This window comes from Thermococcus sp. JCM 11816 (assembly GCF_055396515.1).
Map to the genome: position 1 here is coordinate 880,970 of NZ_AP043741.1, position 16,266 is coordinate 897,235.

18 protein-coding genes are annotated in these 16,266 nt (G+C 52.3%); 13 read left to right on the plus strand and 5 right to left on the minus strand.

The window, feature by feature from the left end; genetic code table 11:
* Position 1 precedes the first annotated feature (1 nt).
* From ACZ5TN_RS04960 to taw3, 3 genes are all read left to right on the plus strand, one after another.
* Complete coding sequence (locus tag ACZ5TN_RS04960; RefSeq protein ID WP_011249134.1) at positions 2–406, plus strand: Zn-ribbon domain-containing OB-fold protein; 405 nt, start codon at positions 2–4, stop codon at positions 404–406.
* 100 nt (positions 407–506) lie between these two features.
* Positions 507–2,477, plus strand: a complete 1,971-nt coding sequence (locus ACZ5TN_RS04965; protein ID WP_464917327.1) for an IGHMBP2 family helicase — start codon at positions 507–509, stop codon at positions 2,475–2,477.
* A gap of 11 nt (positions 2,478–2,488) precedes the next feature.
* Positions 2,489–3,085: a tRNA(Phe) 7-((3-amino-3-carboxypropyl)-4-demethylwyosine(37)-N(4))-methyltransferase Taw3 gene (gene taw3, locus ACZ5TN_RS04970; protein ID WP_464917328.1), complete on the plus strand. Its 597-nt coding sequence runs from the start codon at positions 2,489–2,491 to the stop codon at positions 3,083–3,085.
* Positions 3,086–3,140: 55 nt separating this feature from the next.
* Here the strand turns inward: taw3 and ACZ5TN_RS04975 are convergent, their stop codons facing one another.
* The gene (locus tag ACZ5TN_RS04975; protein WP_464917515.1) at positions 3,141–3,758 is read right to left on the minus strand and encodes a TIGR00296 family protein; all 618 of its coding nucleotides are present in this window, start codon (positions 3,756–3,758) and stop codon (positions 3,141–3,143) included.
* Between the two features lie 106 nt (positions 3,759–3,864).
* Here ACZ5TN_RS04975 and ACZ5TN_RS04980 point away from each other — a divergent pair, with 106 nt between their 5' ends.
* From ACZ5TN_RS04980 to ACZ5TN_RS04995, 4 genes are read left to right on the plus strand one after another with little or no spacing between them, the layout of a single operon-like run.
* A complete protein-coding gene (locus ACZ5TN_RS04980; RefSeq protein WP_011249128.1) occupies positions 3,865–4,167 on the plus strand; it encodes an MTH1187 family thiamine-binding protein in 303 nt (100 codons plus the stop codon).
* Positions 4,160–5,335: a DUF373 family protein gene (locus tag ACZ5TN_RS04985; RefSeq protein WP_048053635.1), complete on the plus strand. Its 1,176-nt coding sequence runs from the start codon at positions 4,160–4,162 to the stop codon at positions 5,333–5,335. Before ACZ5TN_RS04980 ends, ACZ5TN_RS04985 begins: the two co-directional genes overlap by 8 nt.
* Entirely contained in the window at positions 5,292–6,359 is a 1,068-nt protein-coding gene (locus ACZ5TN_RS04990) for a coiled-coil domain-containing protein (RefSeq protein WP_464917329.1), read from the plus strand. Before ACZ5TN_RS04985 ends, ACZ5TN_RS04990 begins: the two co-directional genes overlap by 44 nt.
* 33 nt (positions 6,360–6,392) lie before the next feature.
* Positions 6,393–7,238 carry a deoxyribonuclease IV gene (locus tag ACZ5TN_RS04995; RefSeq protein ID WP_464917516.1) on the plus strand — a complete coding sequence of 282 codons (846 nt, stop codon included), beginning with the start codon at positions 6,393–6,395 and terminating at the stop codon, positions 7,236–7,238.
* On the opposite strand, the gene ACZ5TN_RS05000 is transcribed toward ACZ5TN_RS04995, so the two are convergent.
* The 3 genes from ACZ5TN_RS05000 to ACZ5TN_RS05010 form a co-directional block, all read right to left on the minus strand.
* Entirely contained in the window at positions 7,235–7,783 is a 549-nt protein-coding gene (locus ACZ5TN_RS05000; protein WP_464917330.1) for a GbsR/MarR family transcriptional regulator, read from the minus strand. The genes ACZ5TN_RS04995 and ACZ5TN_RS05000 overlap by 4 nt on opposite strands.
* A complete protein-coding gene (locus ACZ5TN_RS05005) occupies positions 7,780–8,034 on the minus strand; it encodes an Lrp/AsnC ligand binding domain-containing protein (RefSeq protein ID WP_464917331.1) in 255 nt (84 codons plus the stop codon). Before ACZ5TN_RS05005 ends, ACZ5TN_RS05000 begins: the two co-directional genes overlap by 4 nt.
* A gap of 83 nt (positions 8,035–8,117) precedes the next feature.
* Complete coding sequence (locus ACZ5TN_RS05010; RefSeq protein ID WP_464917332.1) at positions 8,118–9,725, minus strand: B12-binding domain-containing radical SAM protein; 1,608 nt, start codon at positions 9,723–9,725, stop codon at positions 8,118–8,120.
* Between the two features lie 429 nt (positions 9,726–10,154).
* Here ACZ5TN_RS05010 and ACZ5TN_RS05015 point away from each other — a divergent pair, with 429 nt between their 5' ends.
* The 6 genes from ACZ5TN_RS05015 to ACZ5TN_RS05040 are packed head-to-tail and all read left to right on the plus strand — an operon-like array spanning position 10,155 to position 15,204.
* Complete coding sequence (locus ACZ5TN_RS05015) at positions 10,155–10,568, plus strand: hypothetical protein (RefSeq protein WP_054840410.1); 414 nt, start codon at positions 10,155–10,157, stop codon at positions 10,566–10,568.
* Positions 10,569–10,583: 15 nt separating this feature from the next.
* On the plus strand, positions 10,584–11,612 hold the full coding sequence (locus tag ACZ5TN_RS05020) for a hypothetical protein (protein ID WP_011249120.1): 1,029 nt from the start codon (positions 10,584–10,586) through the stop codon (positions 11,610–11,612).
* Complete coding sequence (locus ACZ5TN_RS05025) at positions 11,609–13,330, plus strand: PEGA domain-containing protein (RefSeq protein WP_011249119.1); 1,722 nt, start codon at positions 11,609–11,611, stop codon at positions 13,328–13,330. The genes ACZ5TN_RS05020 and ACZ5TN_RS05025 overlap by 4 nt, the downstream gene beginning before the upstream one ends.
* Before the next feature lie 4 nt (positions 13,331–13,334).
* Positions 13,335–14,111 (plus strand): ABC transporter permease, encoded by a 777-nt coding sequence (locus ACZ5TN_RS05030; RefSeq protein ID WP_464917333.1) that lies wholly within the window; start codon positions 13,335–13,337, stop codon positions 14,109–14,111.
* Positions 14,108–14,545 (plus strand): hypothetical protein, encoded by a 438-nt coding sequence (locus tag ACZ5TN_RS05035; RefSeq protein WP_011249117.1) that lies wholly within the window; start codon positions 14,108–14,110, stop codon positions 14,543–14,545. The genes ACZ5TN_RS05030 and ACZ5TN_RS05035 overlap by 4 nt, the downstream gene beginning before the upstream one ends.
* The gene (locus tag ACZ5TN_RS05040) at positions 14,542–15,204 is read left to right on the plus strand and encodes an ABC transporter ATP-binding protein (RefSeq protein ID WP_011249116.1); all 663 of its coding nucleotides are present in this window, start codon (positions 14,542–14,544) and stop codon (positions 15,202–15,204) included. Before ACZ5TN_RS05035 ends, ACZ5TN_RS05040 begins: the two co-directional genes overlap by 4 nt.
* Here ACZ5TN_RS05040 and ACZ5TN_RS05045 read toward each other — a convergent pair.
* A complete protein-coding gene (locus tag ACZ5TN_RS05045; protein WP_464917517.1) occupies positions 15,199–16,233 on the minus strand; it encodes a DmpA family aminopeptidase in 1,035 nt (344 codons plus the stop codon). The genes ACZ5TN_RS05040 and ACZ5TN_RS05045 overlap by 6 nt on opposite strands.
* Between the last annotated feature and the right edge of the window lie 33 nt (positions 16,234–16,266).

Consider the following 16,266-nt stretch of genomic DNA (forward strand, 5'->3'; position numbering starts at 1 on the left):
AATGGGGAGGCCGATGCAGGTTGCTAGGCACTGGAGACACTTCCGTGAGAAGTACGCCCTCATCGGGGGCAAGTGCGAGAACGATCACGTGTTCTTCCCGAAGAGGCCCGTCTGCCCTGTCTGTGGCTCAAGGAACGTTGAGGAATACCAGTTCAGCGGAAAGGGTAAGGTCATCAGCTGGACTATAGTGAGGAACCCGCCGAGCGGCTTCGAGTACTACAAGCCGTATCCTTTGGCTCTCGTCGAGCTCGAGGAAGGGCTAGTCGTCCTGGCCCAGCTGACCGACGTTGATCCCGAAGAAATCCACGAGGGCATGGAAGTCGAGATGGTGACAAGGAAGATAAGGGAGTTCGGCGAGGACGGCATAATCCTCTACGGCTACAAGTTCAGGCCGCCTATGAAGTGATTTCTTCTTTTCCTTTCTCATGTCTTGTGCCCCTTTTCAGGAAGGACAACAGCGGGCAACTCTTTTAAGTCAACCCGGCCTTCCCGCTCTGGGAAGGAAGATGAACGAAAAAGAAGTACTGCTCTCAAAGTTCATCGCCCACCTCAAGGAACTCGTTGAGATGGAGCGGAGGGCCGAGATAGAGGCTATGCGCTTAGAGATGAGGCGCCTCAGCGGCAGGGAGCGAGAGAAGGTTGGAAGGGCAGTTCTTGGCCTCAACGGAAAGGTAACCGGGGAGGAGCTCGGCTATTTTCTGGTGAGGTATGGAAGGGATAGAGAGATAAAGACTGAGATAAGCGTCGGCGACCTCGTAGTAATCAGCAAACGCGACCCGCTCAAGAGCGACCTCGTGGGGACCGTCGTGGAGAAGGGAAAGCGCTTTCTCACCGTTGCCCTAGAGACTGTCCCGGAGTGGGCGCTTAAAAGCGTCAGAATCGACCTATACGCGAACGACATAACTTTCAAGCGCTGGATGGAGAACCTCGACAACCTGAGGGAGAGCGGGAGAAAGGCCCTTGAGCTGTACCTCGGCCTTAGGGAGCCTGAGGAGAGCGAACCCGTTGAGTTCCAGCCCTTCGACAAGAGCCTGAACGCGAGCCAGAGGAGGGCAATAGCGAAGGCCCTCGGTAGCGGAGACTTCTTCCTCGTTCACGGGCCTTTTGGAACTGGAAAAACGAGAACCCTGGTAGAGCTGATAAGGCAGGAGGTGGCGAGGGGCCACAAAGTTCTCGCAACCGCCGAGAGCAACGTTGCCGTTGACAACATAGTCGAGAGGCTCGCAGATTCAGGGTTGAATGTGGTAAGGATTGGCCACCCGAGCAGGGTCTCAAAGGCCCTCCACGAGACGACACTGGCTTACCTGATCACCCAGCACGACCTCTACGGCGAGCTTAGGGAGCTTAGAATCATCGGTGAGAACCTCAAGGAGAAAAGGGACACCTTCACAAAGCCCCTGCCGAAGTACAGGCGGGGTCTGACCGACCTTGAAATCCTTGCCCTCTCGAGGAGGCGGCGGGGGACGAGAGGCGTCCCGGCGAAGCTCATTCGAGAGATGGCGAACTGGATAAAGCTGAACAGGCTCGCCCAAAAGGCCTTCGACGATGCGAGAAAGCTTGAAGAAAGAATAGCGAGGGAGATAATCCAGGAAGCCGACGTGGTGCTGACGACGAACGCCTCAGCCGGCTTGGAAGTGGTTGACTACGGCGAATACGATGTCGCTGTAATAGACGAGGCGACGCAGGCAACGATTCCAAGCGTCCTCATTCCGATAAACAGAGCAAAAAGGTTCGTGCTTGCTGGAGACCACAAACAGCTTCCGCCGACGATACTGAGCGAGAAGGCAAAGGAGCTTTCAAAGACCCTCTTTGAAGGCCTCATCGAGCGCTATCCAGAAAAGAGTGAGATGCTTACGGTCCAGTACAGGATGAACGAGAGACTGATGGAGTTCCCAAGCAGGGAGTTCTACGACGGGAAGATAGAAGCCCACGAGAGCGTTAAAAATATCACTCTGGCCGACCTTGGGGTCAGCGAGCCCGAGTTCGGAAACTTCTGGGACGAAGCCCTTAAGCCCGAAAACGTGCTGGTCTTCATTGACACCTCAAAGAGGGAAGATCGCTTCGAGAGGCAGAGGCGCGGGAGCGACAGCAGGGAGAACCCGCTTGAGGCGAAGCTCGTCACTGAGACCATTGAGAAGCTCCTTGAGATGGGCGTGAAGCCTGACTGGATAGGTGTAATCACGCCCTATGACGACCAGAGGGACCTGATAAGCTCAATGGTGGGCGAAGATGTCGAGGTAAAAACGGTTGACGGCTACCAGGGAAGAGAAAAAGAGATCATCGTGCTGTCTTTCGTCCGCTCCAACAGAAGGGGAGAACTTGGCTTCCTGAAGGATTTAAGGAGGCTCAACGTCTCACTCACGAGGGCCAAGAGAAAGCTGATAGCGGTTGGGGACTCCTCAACGCTTTCAAACCATCCAACTTACAGGAGGTTTATAGAGTTCGTGAGAGAAAATGGAACTTTAATAGAGGTGTGAGGTGATCAGGCGTGTTCCTCTACACTGAAAACTTCGACGAGCAGAAGGAAAAGGCGATGGAAGGCCTGAGGAAGGCCCTTGAAGAGGGCAAGGTGGACCATGACATAATCCCGCTCCTGGAGAAGATAAACGCCCTTCAAAACTACTTCACGACATCATCCTGCTCGGGAAGGATTTCGGTCATGGAGATGCCGCACTTCGGTGACAAGGTGAATTCCGTCTGGCTCGGCAAGTGGCACAGGGAGGTCAGGCTCGAAGAAGTCCTTGAGGCGGTGGGAAAACACCGCTCCGGCCAGCTCTGGTTTCTGGTCAGGAGTCCAATACTCCACGTTGGGGCGAGAACCCTTGAGGACGCTGTGAGACTGTTAAACCTTGCCATAGGGCTCGGCTTCAAGTACTCCAACATAAAGAGCGTGAGCCACAAGAAGCTGGTCGTTGAGATACGTTCAACCGAGAGGATGGACGTCCCGCTTGGTGAGAACGGGGAACTGTGGGTCGATGAAGCTTACATTGAGAAAATCGTAAACCTGGCAAACGCCCAGGTCAGAAGGTTCAAGGGAAAGCTGAAGAGACTGGAAGAGGAAATTGAAAAACTCCAGGAAGATTGATGTTTTCGCCCGAGACCTTCTGTATTCTCCAGCTGCCCCATTGTATCTCCCAACTTCACACCAGCGGTTTCCTTCTCACTGGCCCTCTCGGATACTCCTCTTCGAAAATCTCAGCGGTGAAGCGGTAGACCTTCGTATCTGGGTCGAGCCAGCAGTCGGGTGGAAGGCCGGCCTTCCAGCAGGTCTGGGCAAGGAACTCCTCCTCGTCCCAGCCCCATTCGACTGGAACCTGAGGCAGGAGCAGGCCCGAGTAAATGCCCTTCTCTATGAGAAGGCCGTCCCTCCCGACCTTTATCTTCTTAGGCCTCTCCTCAGGCGGGCCCTCTACGAGCTCTGGCGGGGTTAAGACGCTGACTTCAACGGTAAGCTCGTCAAGCTCCTCGGGCTGGACTGGCGGAAAGCGCGGATCATCAACAGCCGCGTATATCGCCGCCTTTATCGTTGCCTCAACGAGCGGGTATATCGGGAGCGGAAAGCCGATGCATCCTCTCAGTGCCATCTGGGGAGGAACGTTGTGCCTGTTGAGGGTTACGAAGACGCCCATCTTCTCCCAGAGCTCAGTGGGAGTGTCTTCAGGCGGCTCTATGACCCTCTTATGCCTGACGTACTCCTCAACTGCCCTCCTCGCGAGCCTGACGAGGAACTCCCCCCACTCGTCCTTTATGCGGTACATCCCCATCACCTCCATCCTTAATTGAACTCCAAAGTTTATAACATGTGCTTCAGCCAGGACACAAAGTTTAAAACATCGCCGAAGGAATTTAAGACGGGTGCCGAAAATGGTCATAGCGGAGTTCGTCATCGTCCCCCTGGGTGAGAAAAGCCTCAGCAGGTACGTCGCCGAAGTAGTAAAGCTTTTAGATAGAAAGGGTGTTAAATACCAACTGACGCCGATGGCCACCATTATCGAAGCTCCAACCGTCGAAGACGTCCTCAAAATAGTCGCGGAGGCGCACGAACTCATGTTTAAGCTTGGAGCTGAGCGGGTTTCAACAACCGTGCGGATTGACGACAGGAGAGACAAAGAGCGTCACATGGAGGACAAGGTAAAATCAGTCATGGAGAAGGTCAGGGGTGGTTGATATCAGGGTGCTAATCCTGGCCATAGATAGGGACGACGATTTTGGGAAAAAAGCCGGAGTTAAGGGGCCGGTTATCGGGAGAGCCGCTTGCCTAGATGCGGCTGTAAAGCTTAGTCTGGCCGATCCCGAGGACAGCGATGCAAACGTTCTCTACGCTGCTATAAAGCTCTACGACAAGCTGAAGGAGAAGGGCGAGTTTGACGATGTCGAAGTTGCCCTGATCACGGGCCATCCAAAGGTCGGGCTGAAGAGTGACATGGAGCTCGCCAGACAGCTCGATGAAGTTTTGAAAGTTTTTCCGGCCGATGGTGTGATCCCGGTAACCGATGGGGCGGAGGACGAGCAGATTTTTCCCATAATAGCTTCAAAAGTCCCTATCATAACCTCCCACCGCGTTGTGGTCAAGCAAAGCCCGGGCATTGAAACGACATGGTACATTATAGTGAAGTACATGAAGGAGATACTGAGCGACCCGGAAGTTGCGAAGGTCGTCTTCGGTATTCCAGGCCTTATCGTTCTGCTCTACGGCCTTTCAAAGATAGTAGGTGTATGGTATCCGCAGAGTGAGAAGATAGTGTCAACGGTAATTTCCGGTACTGTCCTTCTGATAATCGGCGGTCTGTTCTTTACGAAAGGGTTCAACCTGGATATTGGGGGAGCTTTAGCAGCTTTTAGGCGCGCGGTTGTTGAGCAGTTCGTAGTTGTCCTGTCCTTTGTGGCTGGAATTCTAATAATCGTCAGCGGCGCAATAAACGCCTACCTGAACCTGGAAAGCTATTCCCTGCAGCTTATAGGGAGCTACCCCGGAACGTCGCTTCTGGCAACGCTGATATACCTGAACGCAATATCCGGGACAATAACCATTGGAATTGCCGTAATGATAGCCGGAAAAGTCCTTCACGCCTACTTGAGGCGCGACTACCACATATGGTACTATATCTCGGCGCTCCTCATGACCCCCGCCCTCTGGGTGACACTCGACCTCACGACTAGATACGCTCTTTCAATATTCACTGTTTCCGACATTGAGGTTTTCCAGAAGCTCTTACTAGGCATTCTGGACGTTGGGCTGGCAGTTTTAGCGGGGGCGTACCTCCGCGGAAAAGTTAAGGGATGGATGAACGTTGAGAATGGAAGACGCACTCAGAAAGTATCAGCTAAGGCTTGAAGAGTCGCAGAAAGAAGCCCTGAAAATAAGAAAGAACTACCAAAAATGGCTCTCCAAGAAAAAGAAGGAACTGAAAAGGGCCGTTGAAAAACTTGAGAAGGCTAAGCCCCCTAAAAACGTTGACGAGACTCTCCTTAAGATCGTCGAAGCCGACAGGCGCGCCTACGTTTCGGCCTTTAGACGCGCCCTTGAGGGCATCCAGGACATTGAAGACCTCGGAAAGCGCCTTCCCGAACTGGGAAAAGTCCATATTGATTACGGAAAGCACGTCATAATACTTTTTGAAAAGGAAGTTCGGGCAATAAACTCGATTCTCAAGGAGATAGACGAAGGGTACAGGGAATACCTCCAAGAGACCCAGAGGATATCACTCCCCAAGCTTGAAGTTGAAGAAAAGATAGAAGAGCTTAAAACCGTGAAGGAAAAGCTCAGTTTCATCAATTCCGAGATAGAGTCTCTTCTAGAAGAAATATCGCTGAAAAGAAAGGAAATCGAACAAGAGCGCCAGAAACCAGAAGTCAAGAGCATTGAAGGGCAACTTGAAAACCTTATCACCAAGAAGAAAAAGCTCGAGATGGAAGTCAGGTCAAACGTTTCAAAAATCCAGAAAACCCTAAAGAGGCTCCGCATGGGTGGTCTCGCCGATCAGCTTGCCAGGGACAGTGGTGTGGCACTCGAAAAGCCGGGGGAAGTGGTCTCGCTCCTCCAAACGCTCAAGCCGAGGTTTGAAGGAAAGGCCCGCAAATCGGTTGAATGGCTGAGTGAGAACCTCGAAAGCACTGTCAGTGAGATTAAAGAACTGGACAGAAAAATTCGTGAACTTAGAAGTGCCATGGAAAAAGAACTTTCACGCGCGGGGCATCTTGAAGACGAGATAAGCTTCCTGGAGCGCAGGATTGCCGAGCTTGAGAGCGAGAAGAAAAAGCTCGAAAAACTGAAGGCCCGCCTTGAAGAGGAGATTCAGCAGGAAGTTAGATTGCTTGAAAAGGCCCTCGGGGAAGAGATTGAATGGGGCAACATTTAAATTAGGAAGACCTAATTTATACCGGTGGTGAGTATGTTCAAGGTGGACAGACTGCGCTTTGGAACGGCGGGAATACCGCTGTCAACGCCGAAGCCTTCAACGATTACTGGCATCGAGCACGTCAGAAATCTCGGATTAGATGCTATGGAGCTTGAGTTCGTGAGGGGTGTCAACATTTCCCCAGAGCTGGCAAAGAAAATCAAGTACGTGGCAAAAAAGAACGACGTTCTCCTAACCGCTCACGCCCCATACTACATCAACCTCAACGCCAAGGAGAAGGCAAAGGTCGAGGCGAGCAAGAAGAGAATAATCCAGAGCGCCGAGAGGCTCTACGAGGCGGGTGGCTGGAGCGTCGTCTTCCATGCGGGCTACTACCTCAAACAGCCGCCAGAGAGCGTCTATCAGAGAATCCTCGAAGCACTCAAGGACATCCAGAAGGAGCTGATGGACAAAGGCGTGAAAGTCTGGATAAGGCCAGAGCTAACTGGAAAGCCCACCCAGTTCGGCGACCTGAAGGAGATAGTGAAGCTCAGCGAGGAGCTCGAGATGGTTCTTCCGACGATAGACTTCGCCCACGCCCACGCAAGGAACAGGGGAAAGTGCAACAGCGTTGAAGAGTGGCGCGAGATGCTGTCCTTCATCGAAGACAGACTCGGCAGAGAGGCTTTGGACAACATGCACATCCACATGAGCGGCATCGAGTACACTGACAAAGGTGAAAAGAGACACCTGCCTCTCCAGGAGAGCGATATGAACTGGGAAGACCTGCTCAGAGTCCTGAAGGAGTTCAAGGTTAAAGGCGTCGTCATAAGCGAGAGCCCGAACATAGAGGAAGACGCCCTCCTTATGAAGAAGAAGTATGAGGAGATAAAGGCCTAAAGCGCAGCACCAGAGCCGCCGTCGGAAGTTCCTTTTGACCTCTTTTCAATGCAATCTATGATGACCCGAAGAACTTTCTCATCGCCCTTCGAGAGTATTTCCGCTATCTTCTCCGCCACGAGATTCTTCTTGAGGAGGAGTTCTATCCTCTCTCTAACCCTTTCGGCTTCCCCACTTTCCTCTCCTTCCAGCTCCTCAAGTGCCCTCAGAAGACTCTCGCGGGTTTCTTTAACGTCCTCGAGGATTCTCTTGTAGTACGCCGCCCTGCGCCACTCCTGGATGTTCTTCACGGCTTTGTAATATGCCTTCCTATCGCCGGGTTTTTTTACCCTCACGACGAGTCCCAGGTTCTCAAGGAACTTGAGGGCACTGCTGGCGTGGGAGAGCGAGTAGCCAGTTCTCTCGGCTATCTCTCCAAGGCTCATGGGCTCATCCTCAAAAAAGAGCACGCCGTAGATGTAACCGTAGAGCTCGCTGAGGCCGAACTTTCTCGCCGTACTCGCAAAATGCTCCATCATTATCCTCTTAGCATTTTCAACGCTCAACTCGCTCCCTCCGCACAGATTAATGTCTCTATAAGGAGAACCCTTCCGGTGTTTAAAAGTTCTCTCTGAATCTCTGAAAGTTCCTCGGGGTCCTCCACGCTGACCCTAGCTAGGATATCATAGTACCCGTAGAGACGGTGAACTTCAAAGACCTGCGGAAGGCCAAGAACACGCTCCAAGACACAGTCGTCGTTCCGGGCATCGGTCACGAGCAGGAGGAACGCCTGCATGATCTCATCTCCATTTGACATTAGCACGCAGAACTTATAAAACTTTCGGAAATTTCCGAAAGTTTGACAAATAATAAAATATGAAAGAAAATGAACTTCCAGAATCAGTAAGCTTCCACAAGGTTCGGCTGAGAATACCAGCGGTGTTCTTCTACCTCAATCCGAATATCAAGCGGCTCAAGAGGTTTTACCTCATAACCTCTGCTCCTGCCCCACTTCTCTATCTGCCTTATGACGATCCTAGTTCCAAGCCTCGCCAGCGGGTAGAACGGTATCAGGAATGGGTTGTTTTTCATAACCTCGGGCAGGCCCCTAGTTACCTCCCTCATCATGTGCTTCCAAGCGTAGTAGAGGTGGAGGAACTGGCCGTAGGTTATCATTTCGTCGATCTGGTAGAACTCCTGGTTCTTGAGCAGGCCCATCGGAACGAACGCCAGCGGAGTCACGGTGAAGTGCGCCCCCTTGCCGAGCTTTTCCTCAAGCTCCCTTTCCATCGTGATTATCAGCTGGGCAGTCATTATCTCGTCATCATCAGTGTCGCCGGGCAATCCCAGAATCGTTGTGTATGCGGGGAACCAGTAGTTCTTGTTGAGGACGTACGTCCCGTTGAGGAGAACCCAGGGCCACTCTTCAGGTGAGAACGGCTTCATCTTGTTGTTCATGTACTTCCCGATGAGCCTCGGCGAAGCCGTCTCAAAGCCGACCTGAATGCCTATCCAGTGAGCTGGGCCTGCATCAACGATGCGGGAAATTTCCTCTACCATTCCAGGAACGGCCAGAGCGCCAGCAACGGCCCCGTGGGTCGGGTTCACGTTCTTCGTGTATCTTCTGGCTATTTCAAACAGTTCAACAACGGCCTCGGCGTTCGGGTAGAAGTTCTTCTTATCCTCGACGCGGTATAGGAACACGTCCTCGCTGTGGAGCCAGGCGTGGTCGATTCCAGCGCTGACGTTGAGCCTTACCTCCTTTTCAATCTGTTCTAGCGGTATGTGGCGAGCGACTCTCAGATTCGGCTCGCAGAAGCGGCAGCCCCTTCCGCAGCCCCTCATCACCTCGACGAGGCCTTTGTAAGAGGGCGCCACTATCGTCGGGATCTGCTCCACCCGCGGCCAGCCCTTGATAAAGATAGTCTCGTCGGCGCTCCCGCTCTCGATCTCCCTGAAGAGTTCTCCCGCAACGTGATCTACTTCACCGATTACCACGTGGTCTATCTTCAGCCTCTCCCGCCCCTCTTTTCTGAAGTCAACCTGCCAGGCCCCCGGCCCGCCGACGACAAGTTTGAAGTCCAGCTTTTTGCCTTCCCTTATGCGGTTTATCCTCTCCACCAGCTCAAGGAACTTGACCTTGGTGTAGTTCGTCCACTTGCCACCGTTCGTGAACATCATGCTGACCGGCCCCAGGCCGAGTGGGTCCATCTCGTAGAGGGCAACGATGGTGGTGTCATTCCCTATGAACTTCTCAATCTTGCGAGGGTGAGCGACGACGACCTCATCCCTCCTAAAGCCATCCCTGAGAAGGGCTGCCTCGACCTTCCTGAGGCCGTAGGGCGCTTGAGTCAGAACGCCGTTCTCATCAGGTAGCTGGGTGTCAAAAAACCTGAAAACCCACTTCGGGAGCTTGTCGTAGGGCGCACAGCCGAGAAAGTCTAGCAGGGGTACGTCGTGGTACGTGCTCGTCAGAGTCTCATCGGTTGTTAAAACTATCCTGGCCATTTCATCACCTCATAGGTATGAAGAAAAAGTTGCATATTTAAGAATTTCTATTTTCAATAAATGCCCCATATCAATTTGTGGTACCAAATCGATGCCCATAGATAAGCACATTGAACTCGAAACCAGGCGTTCTTTCAAATCTGAGTGTTCCTGAAACGATAATATCCAAGCGGGTGTGTACTTAAGAGGATACGATTTTCTAGAACACCACCCACTCCAGACCCAATACCCTTTCTTTGATAGTCTCATCATTCACGGCAAGGGGAAGGCCAGAGGAACAGTTTTTAACTACTCATACTATTATTTATAGCACAATAATGTCCACATATGTTCTTAATTATTCAAATTGAAGGCAAGTTATTTTGTTTGCTAGAAAATTTTATATATCAAAAATAAATAGTTAAAATTGCCTATACGCAGGTGATACCTATGAAACTTAGGAAAGTGCTGGGGGTCCTCCTGGTTGGGGGACTACTCCTTGGTTTAGTATCGGCGTGGGGACTGCCTGTGCCCTCGGCTGCGTCGACATCGTCATGCAAAGAGGTCTGGGATCACGACGTCGATGAGAAGAGCTGGAGTTCAGAAGTTCTCGTTTGGGCCGGTGCTCACGCCAAGGTCCTCATCTGCCACTCGAGATTCGTTCGCATAATTCCGGATCAAAACCCAAAATCACCAAATCTTGTCGCAGTGGCACAGGGAGTACAACTGACAGGAAGGGCTAAGGTGACTGAAATAGACCCGGATTGGAAATGGGCCTACTCTTTGGTTGAATATATCGATCCAGACACAGGAAAGAAAGCCAGGGTCTACGCAAGAATACCCCACTACTGGCCACCCGGATAAATGGAGGGTCCGGCCGTGAAGAGACCTCTCGCGGGCTTCTTCATTCTTTCATTGTTTTTTGTCTCTTATGCAGGCGCTTTCACCCCACCCTCCTGGTTCAAAAACGGAACGTACGTAACGTACGCGGTGTTGCCGGGGGAAGGAAGATACAAGGACTACTTCAATTCTGTATCGTTCATTCCCTCAGAGCTGTCCACGGAGAACAGGAAGTCTTTTGAATCCTCTTTTGAAAATGGAAAGAGAGAATGCCAGGAATTCAGGGAAGGTATAGAGAACTCAAAAAATTACTCAATCCTCCGGAGTTTTCTAGTTTTCGGTCCAATCTTTATCACCTTTAATCTTACGGATGTGACGAATTCTTCTGCAGTGGTTCTTGTCACATTAACGCTGGAAAACGCGACGCCGAGTCCAGGATGCTGGGTTGATTCACTGACGTTCAGGGGAAAACTTTTCCTCAACCTCACCGACGGATACTATTACATCAACGGCTCCAAACTGGGCAGACCCACATTCTTCATCCTCCCCTACAACCTCCCCGAAAGGAAGAGCCTACTCTACAAAGCATCAATACTGAAGAGATATGGTTTTACGGTGGTGGGAGATCTTAAGGTGAATAACGTAACCTTTGCCCAGGACAAACTCGTGCACACTTTCGTTAGAACCTTCCGCCCCCCGCTAGTGAGGATTAGATCAAACTGGTTGCCGATAATCTATCAGAAAAAAGGCTACTTAAGCTCTTTTATAGGTTTTGAATCACTCTACGACTTGAACACGGGGATAGCAATTGACATAGATTCTCCATATCCAGAACTCTACGCAGCGGGGATAATGTTCGTCGCCCCATTCAACTATTACTCAGCAGAGATAAACGACAAAATTGACTTCTCTAGAGAGTACTGGCCCTACGAGTTTGTACTTTATAAAACCAACATTCGGTTCCCTGAGGACAGAACAGGAACGCGTCCCGATACCGCCCTCAAGTACTACATGCTCTTCGGTGTAGGGGCCCTTGTAGTCTCGCTCATCCGGAGGTGGAAAAGATGAAGAGGCTCCTCCTAATGGGGTTGCTGTTGACTGCCATCTTCAATCCCACAACACAGGGAGCACTGGCCAGCTCCGCTTACGGTGCCCTCACGATAGAAGGGGACAACCTCACGGTTGAAGTTCGCGGCGTTGGAGTTTTTAACACCCCAATAACTCTCGTTCTTCCGGTGGGGAACTACACTGTGAGCGCAGAGGGTCAAGTTAAGCTTGAGGCCAAAGTCTTCGTTAACGCTTCAAAACTCGTGAGGGTGGAATTCAGTACAGTTGAGCCTGATGAGTTGGTGGAGGGAAACCTCACGATCCTCGGTGTTAAAGTGACGTACGACTGGTGGAAACACTACCCAAAATACAGCTCTCGCCCAAGCCTTGGGATTCCAAGGGGATGTGGAGGAGCGTGGAGTCCCTTTTATTACATCGACAGACCTCTGCCGATGACCCTAGAAGACGCTGGAGACACAATCGCAAAGCTCACGATCAATAACACTATAACACCATGTTACTTAAGGAGTGGCATCCAAGATATAAATGGAAAGCTGGAGTACATCTTCTATACGATTGCTGGCCCCTTTGGAACATCAGGAATTGCCCTCAAGGACACAAGTTTTCTGACTCCCCTCTCATCAGTTGAAGTGTCCTCTGACGTGGAGCTCGTAAATGGCTACCTTTACAACGTTAGCTCGACTTCGATGGTAACTCCCTTCACTATAATCCTGCCCGTGGTTACTCAAGATGTGTACAACGTCACCGGAACGACTACCGACGGAGACACCATCACCATAAACCATATCCCAAAAACTGACACTTACAACTTAAGCGTGGGACTCAATCACACTCTCGTGACGGCCGTGGTAAAGCCAAGACCCTGGGAAAAGTACGGTATCTCATACAGCCTCAGGACCGCCCTTGAGCTCATCAGGGTGAGGGAAGAGAGTGTCGAGCTCTACGGGGTTCGTGTGAACACCACCCCCGCGGCCAGCTTTGAAGTCGTCGGAAACGCCAAGGCAGCAGGGGTCTCACCTGGGACCATCTACCTTCCGGAGGGGAATTACACCCTCACGGCCTTCACGAACAACAGCGGCGTCACCGTGAACTTTTCAGTTCCAGAAACAAGGGAGCTCAACCTCAAACTCAAGCCTCTACCCGCGCGGTTGTTCTTCAACGTGACCCCATCAAACGCTTCCGTCTTCATCGACGGGAAACCCGTGAATAACCGCTCCGTTGAGACCTCACCGGGGAGACACTTCATCCACGTAACAGCCCCCGGCCACGTCGCCGAGAACTTGAGCGTCCTGCTCGCTCCAAACGAGTCGAGGGTTCTAAAAATCGGTCTGAAGCCCCTGCCGGTTCTCTCGGTCACCACGGTGCCATCCGGGGCCCTGGTATCAATTGGGAACAAAACGTGCCGGAGCCCATGCATGCTGGCCCTTGAACCTGGACGCTACACTGTGGATGTATCTCTGGAGGGGTACATGAACGCGAGCAAGACCGCATACCTGGAGCCCGGAAAGGTGGTCAACGTCACCATAACCCTTGAGAAGGTCAGAAAGAATGCGGGAACCTCTAATGAGTCCATGAACTCCGATACCCCGACTAAGAAACTAACCAAAATACCAGCGCCAGCGCCGTCCTCAGGAAGAAACTCCTATGGCACTACTCACAAACTTCTCGCGCTCGTCGTGGTGATACTGCTAACTGGGATCGCTCTAAGGAGGAGGTGAGCCAATGGGGCGCTTCAAAGAGCAGCTGAAATGGGAGTTGGAGGACCCCTACGTGGCACTCATATTTGTTTTCAGCTTCCTCCTGCTGGCGGTGACGTTCTACACCAATCTTTTCGACATTGATACGAACGTGATGACCATGGGGCTGGGAACGGCCAGGGAGCACGCGGCCGCTGGGACTGCCATGCTTTTTCCGGGACTCTCCGATAAGTCCACAGCGATCTTTGCCATTACTGGGGTTCTCCTCACATCCCTGGCCATCCGATACGACAGGGACACGGGGGTTGCAAAGAGCGTCTATTCCCTTCCCCTCAGGAACTACGAGGTTGTTCTGGCAAAGTTCATTGCGGTCTTTGTAGTCCTCTTCCTCTCAGCCTTCAGTGCGGCCCTTGTTGCCTACCTTTACTCCTACGGGGACAGTCCCACCATGATCAAGGAGGGAATGCTCGGTCAGCGTTACCTGCTTATACACATTCTCTACTGGCTTGAAGCGGCGCTTTACGTGTCGTCCCTGTCCTCCATGATAGCCGTGCTGAGCCCCGGCACGTTTGCGGCGATCCTGGGCGGAATAACCGTGATGTACGTCCCGGAGATCCTTGGCTGGGACTTTCTGCCTCCCAGAATTCTGAACGATGGACTCATAAAAGCCCACGCCGTGTTCTGGGATCCATGGGAAAAGCTGGGCATTTTCTTTAACACGACGTTTTATCCCTGCCTGTTGCTCCCGCTGGTCGTTCTTTCACTCACGCTCGTTCTAAGCGAGTGGAGGGATGTCTCGTGAGGCTCATAAAAGCGTTCCTCCTGGCCCTTTTGATCTTCACACTCCTCTCGTTCCCACTGCAAGAAAAGGCCCTTAGAACGTCCACTTCGGGCGTTGTGAGTAACGAAAAAGGTTTTGTACTGCCATCCGCCGGCGTTCTTCGCGTGACGACCAACGCCGGAATGGGTGCGAATTACAGCGTTTCGTTCTACGACCCGGAGAGAAATGGATTTCTCCTTAACGAGACTCCCAAGGGCCAGCTCAACGGATACTTGAAAATCAAGCACGCCGGTTATTATTTTGCCCAGATAAACAGCTACTATGCACCGGTTACCCTGGCATACCGGATGACTTCAAAGTATCCATCGAGGAGAATCCTGGAGATAAAATACTTCACCGGCGGAACTTCGGCAATAATTCTCGCGTTACTGCTCTTCAGGGAGGGGAGAAGATGATCACCGCAAAAAATCTGAGCAAGCGTTTTGGAAAGCTCGTAGCCCTCGACTCAATAAGCGTGAAGATTGAAAGGGGATTCACGCTCATCCTGGGTCCAAACGGTGGTGGCAAGAGCACTTTCCTGAAACTATGCGCGGGGCTCTACAGGCCCAGCTCGGGGAGAGTTGAAGTTCTCGGCGAGGCCCCCTGGAGCAATGAAAGGGTCAAATCACGGCTTGGAGTCTCCTTTGATCCACCCGCACTCCCGAAGCACAGAACCGGGCGGGAGTGGCTTGATTACATCGCGAGACTCAAGGGAGCCGATGACGATAACGTTCTGGAGAGTGCCGAGATGTTCTCGGTTACGGGTTTTCTTGACAGGCGGATTGGCGAATACTCCGCAGGAATGATGAAGCGGCTTTCCCTGGCCCAGGCCTTCATTGGAAAACCAGAGTTGGTCCTTTTAGACGAGCCCCTCGCAAACCTCGACTTTCGGGGAATAAATGAGGTCTCAGAGACGCTCGGAAGGCTCGCGAACGATGGATTGAACATCGTGGCGGTGTCCCATGTGTGGAGGCCCCTAATGAAGTTCGCGAACGAAGTTGTGGTCATAGCCGCGGGAAGGGCCGTTCTAAAGGGCAGCCCAGAGGAAGTCATCCCCAAGATCGAGGGGCTATGATGCTCGGTTCTTTTTGAGCGTTTCCAAAACTCTCTCAACCGGAAGCGCATACCTCACGTGCCCGTTTCCCTCAACGGTCTTGGCCTGCAGGAGGGCGTTTATTATCGCTTCTTCCGTTGCCTCGGCGGTCGCCCTGAAGAGGTAGCTGAGAGCGTTGTCAGGCAGGAAGCTAACCAGTTCCGGCTCTTTTCCAATTGGAACGGTCTGGGCTGTGGAGAAGGCCAGCACTATGTCTCCGCTCCCGTGGTAGGCGTAGCCGCCAGTTCTGGCCAGCCCCACTACTGCTCTCTTTGCAAGCCTCTTAAGCTGCCTTGCCGTGAGTGGAGCGTCGGTAGCAACAACCATCGAGATGCTGCCCTTCCCTGAAGTCCCCCTACCGGGATAGTCCTTCAAAAGCTCGCCGACGGGAACTCCGGCTATCGTTAAGTCTTCTCTCTTTCCGAAGTTTGCCAGAACGAGTGAAGCTACCGTGTACTCTTCTTCTCCAATCTCGACGACCCTTGAGGAAGAGCCTATACCACCTTTGAACTCGAAGGCGCTCATTCCTGTCCCAGCCCCCACAGCGCCTTCCTCAAAGTCGAGCGAGGCATTTTTAACGGCCTCAAAGTAGTGATCTTCCTTAACCGCCATCTTCCTGATGTTGTTCAGGTAGGAGTCGTTGCACTCCATAACGACGGGCGAGACGCTCTTCAGGTCTGGGTTTAGGTCAATCATGTGCCTGACGACGGCACTGGCGACGGTATAAACGCTCAGGGTGTTGGTCAGAGCTACCGGCGTCTCGATGTAGCCGAGCTCGTCAACCTGAACGAAGCCTATCGGCTTGGAGAAACCGTTCATGACGAATGTCGAAGCGAAGAGCCTCTCCCTGAAGGGGTTCTTTACCGGCGGTAGAACTACGGTAACGCCAGTCCTTACGTCATCGCCCTCGATGAGAGTTGTGTGCCCGACTTTAACTCCGAGGTCGGCTATTGAGTTCCTCTTTCCGGGTTCGTGGAGACCTATCCTTATTCCAAGGTCAGGGGCCTTCATGGGAGTCACCGGTATGAGTAGCCCACCAGACCT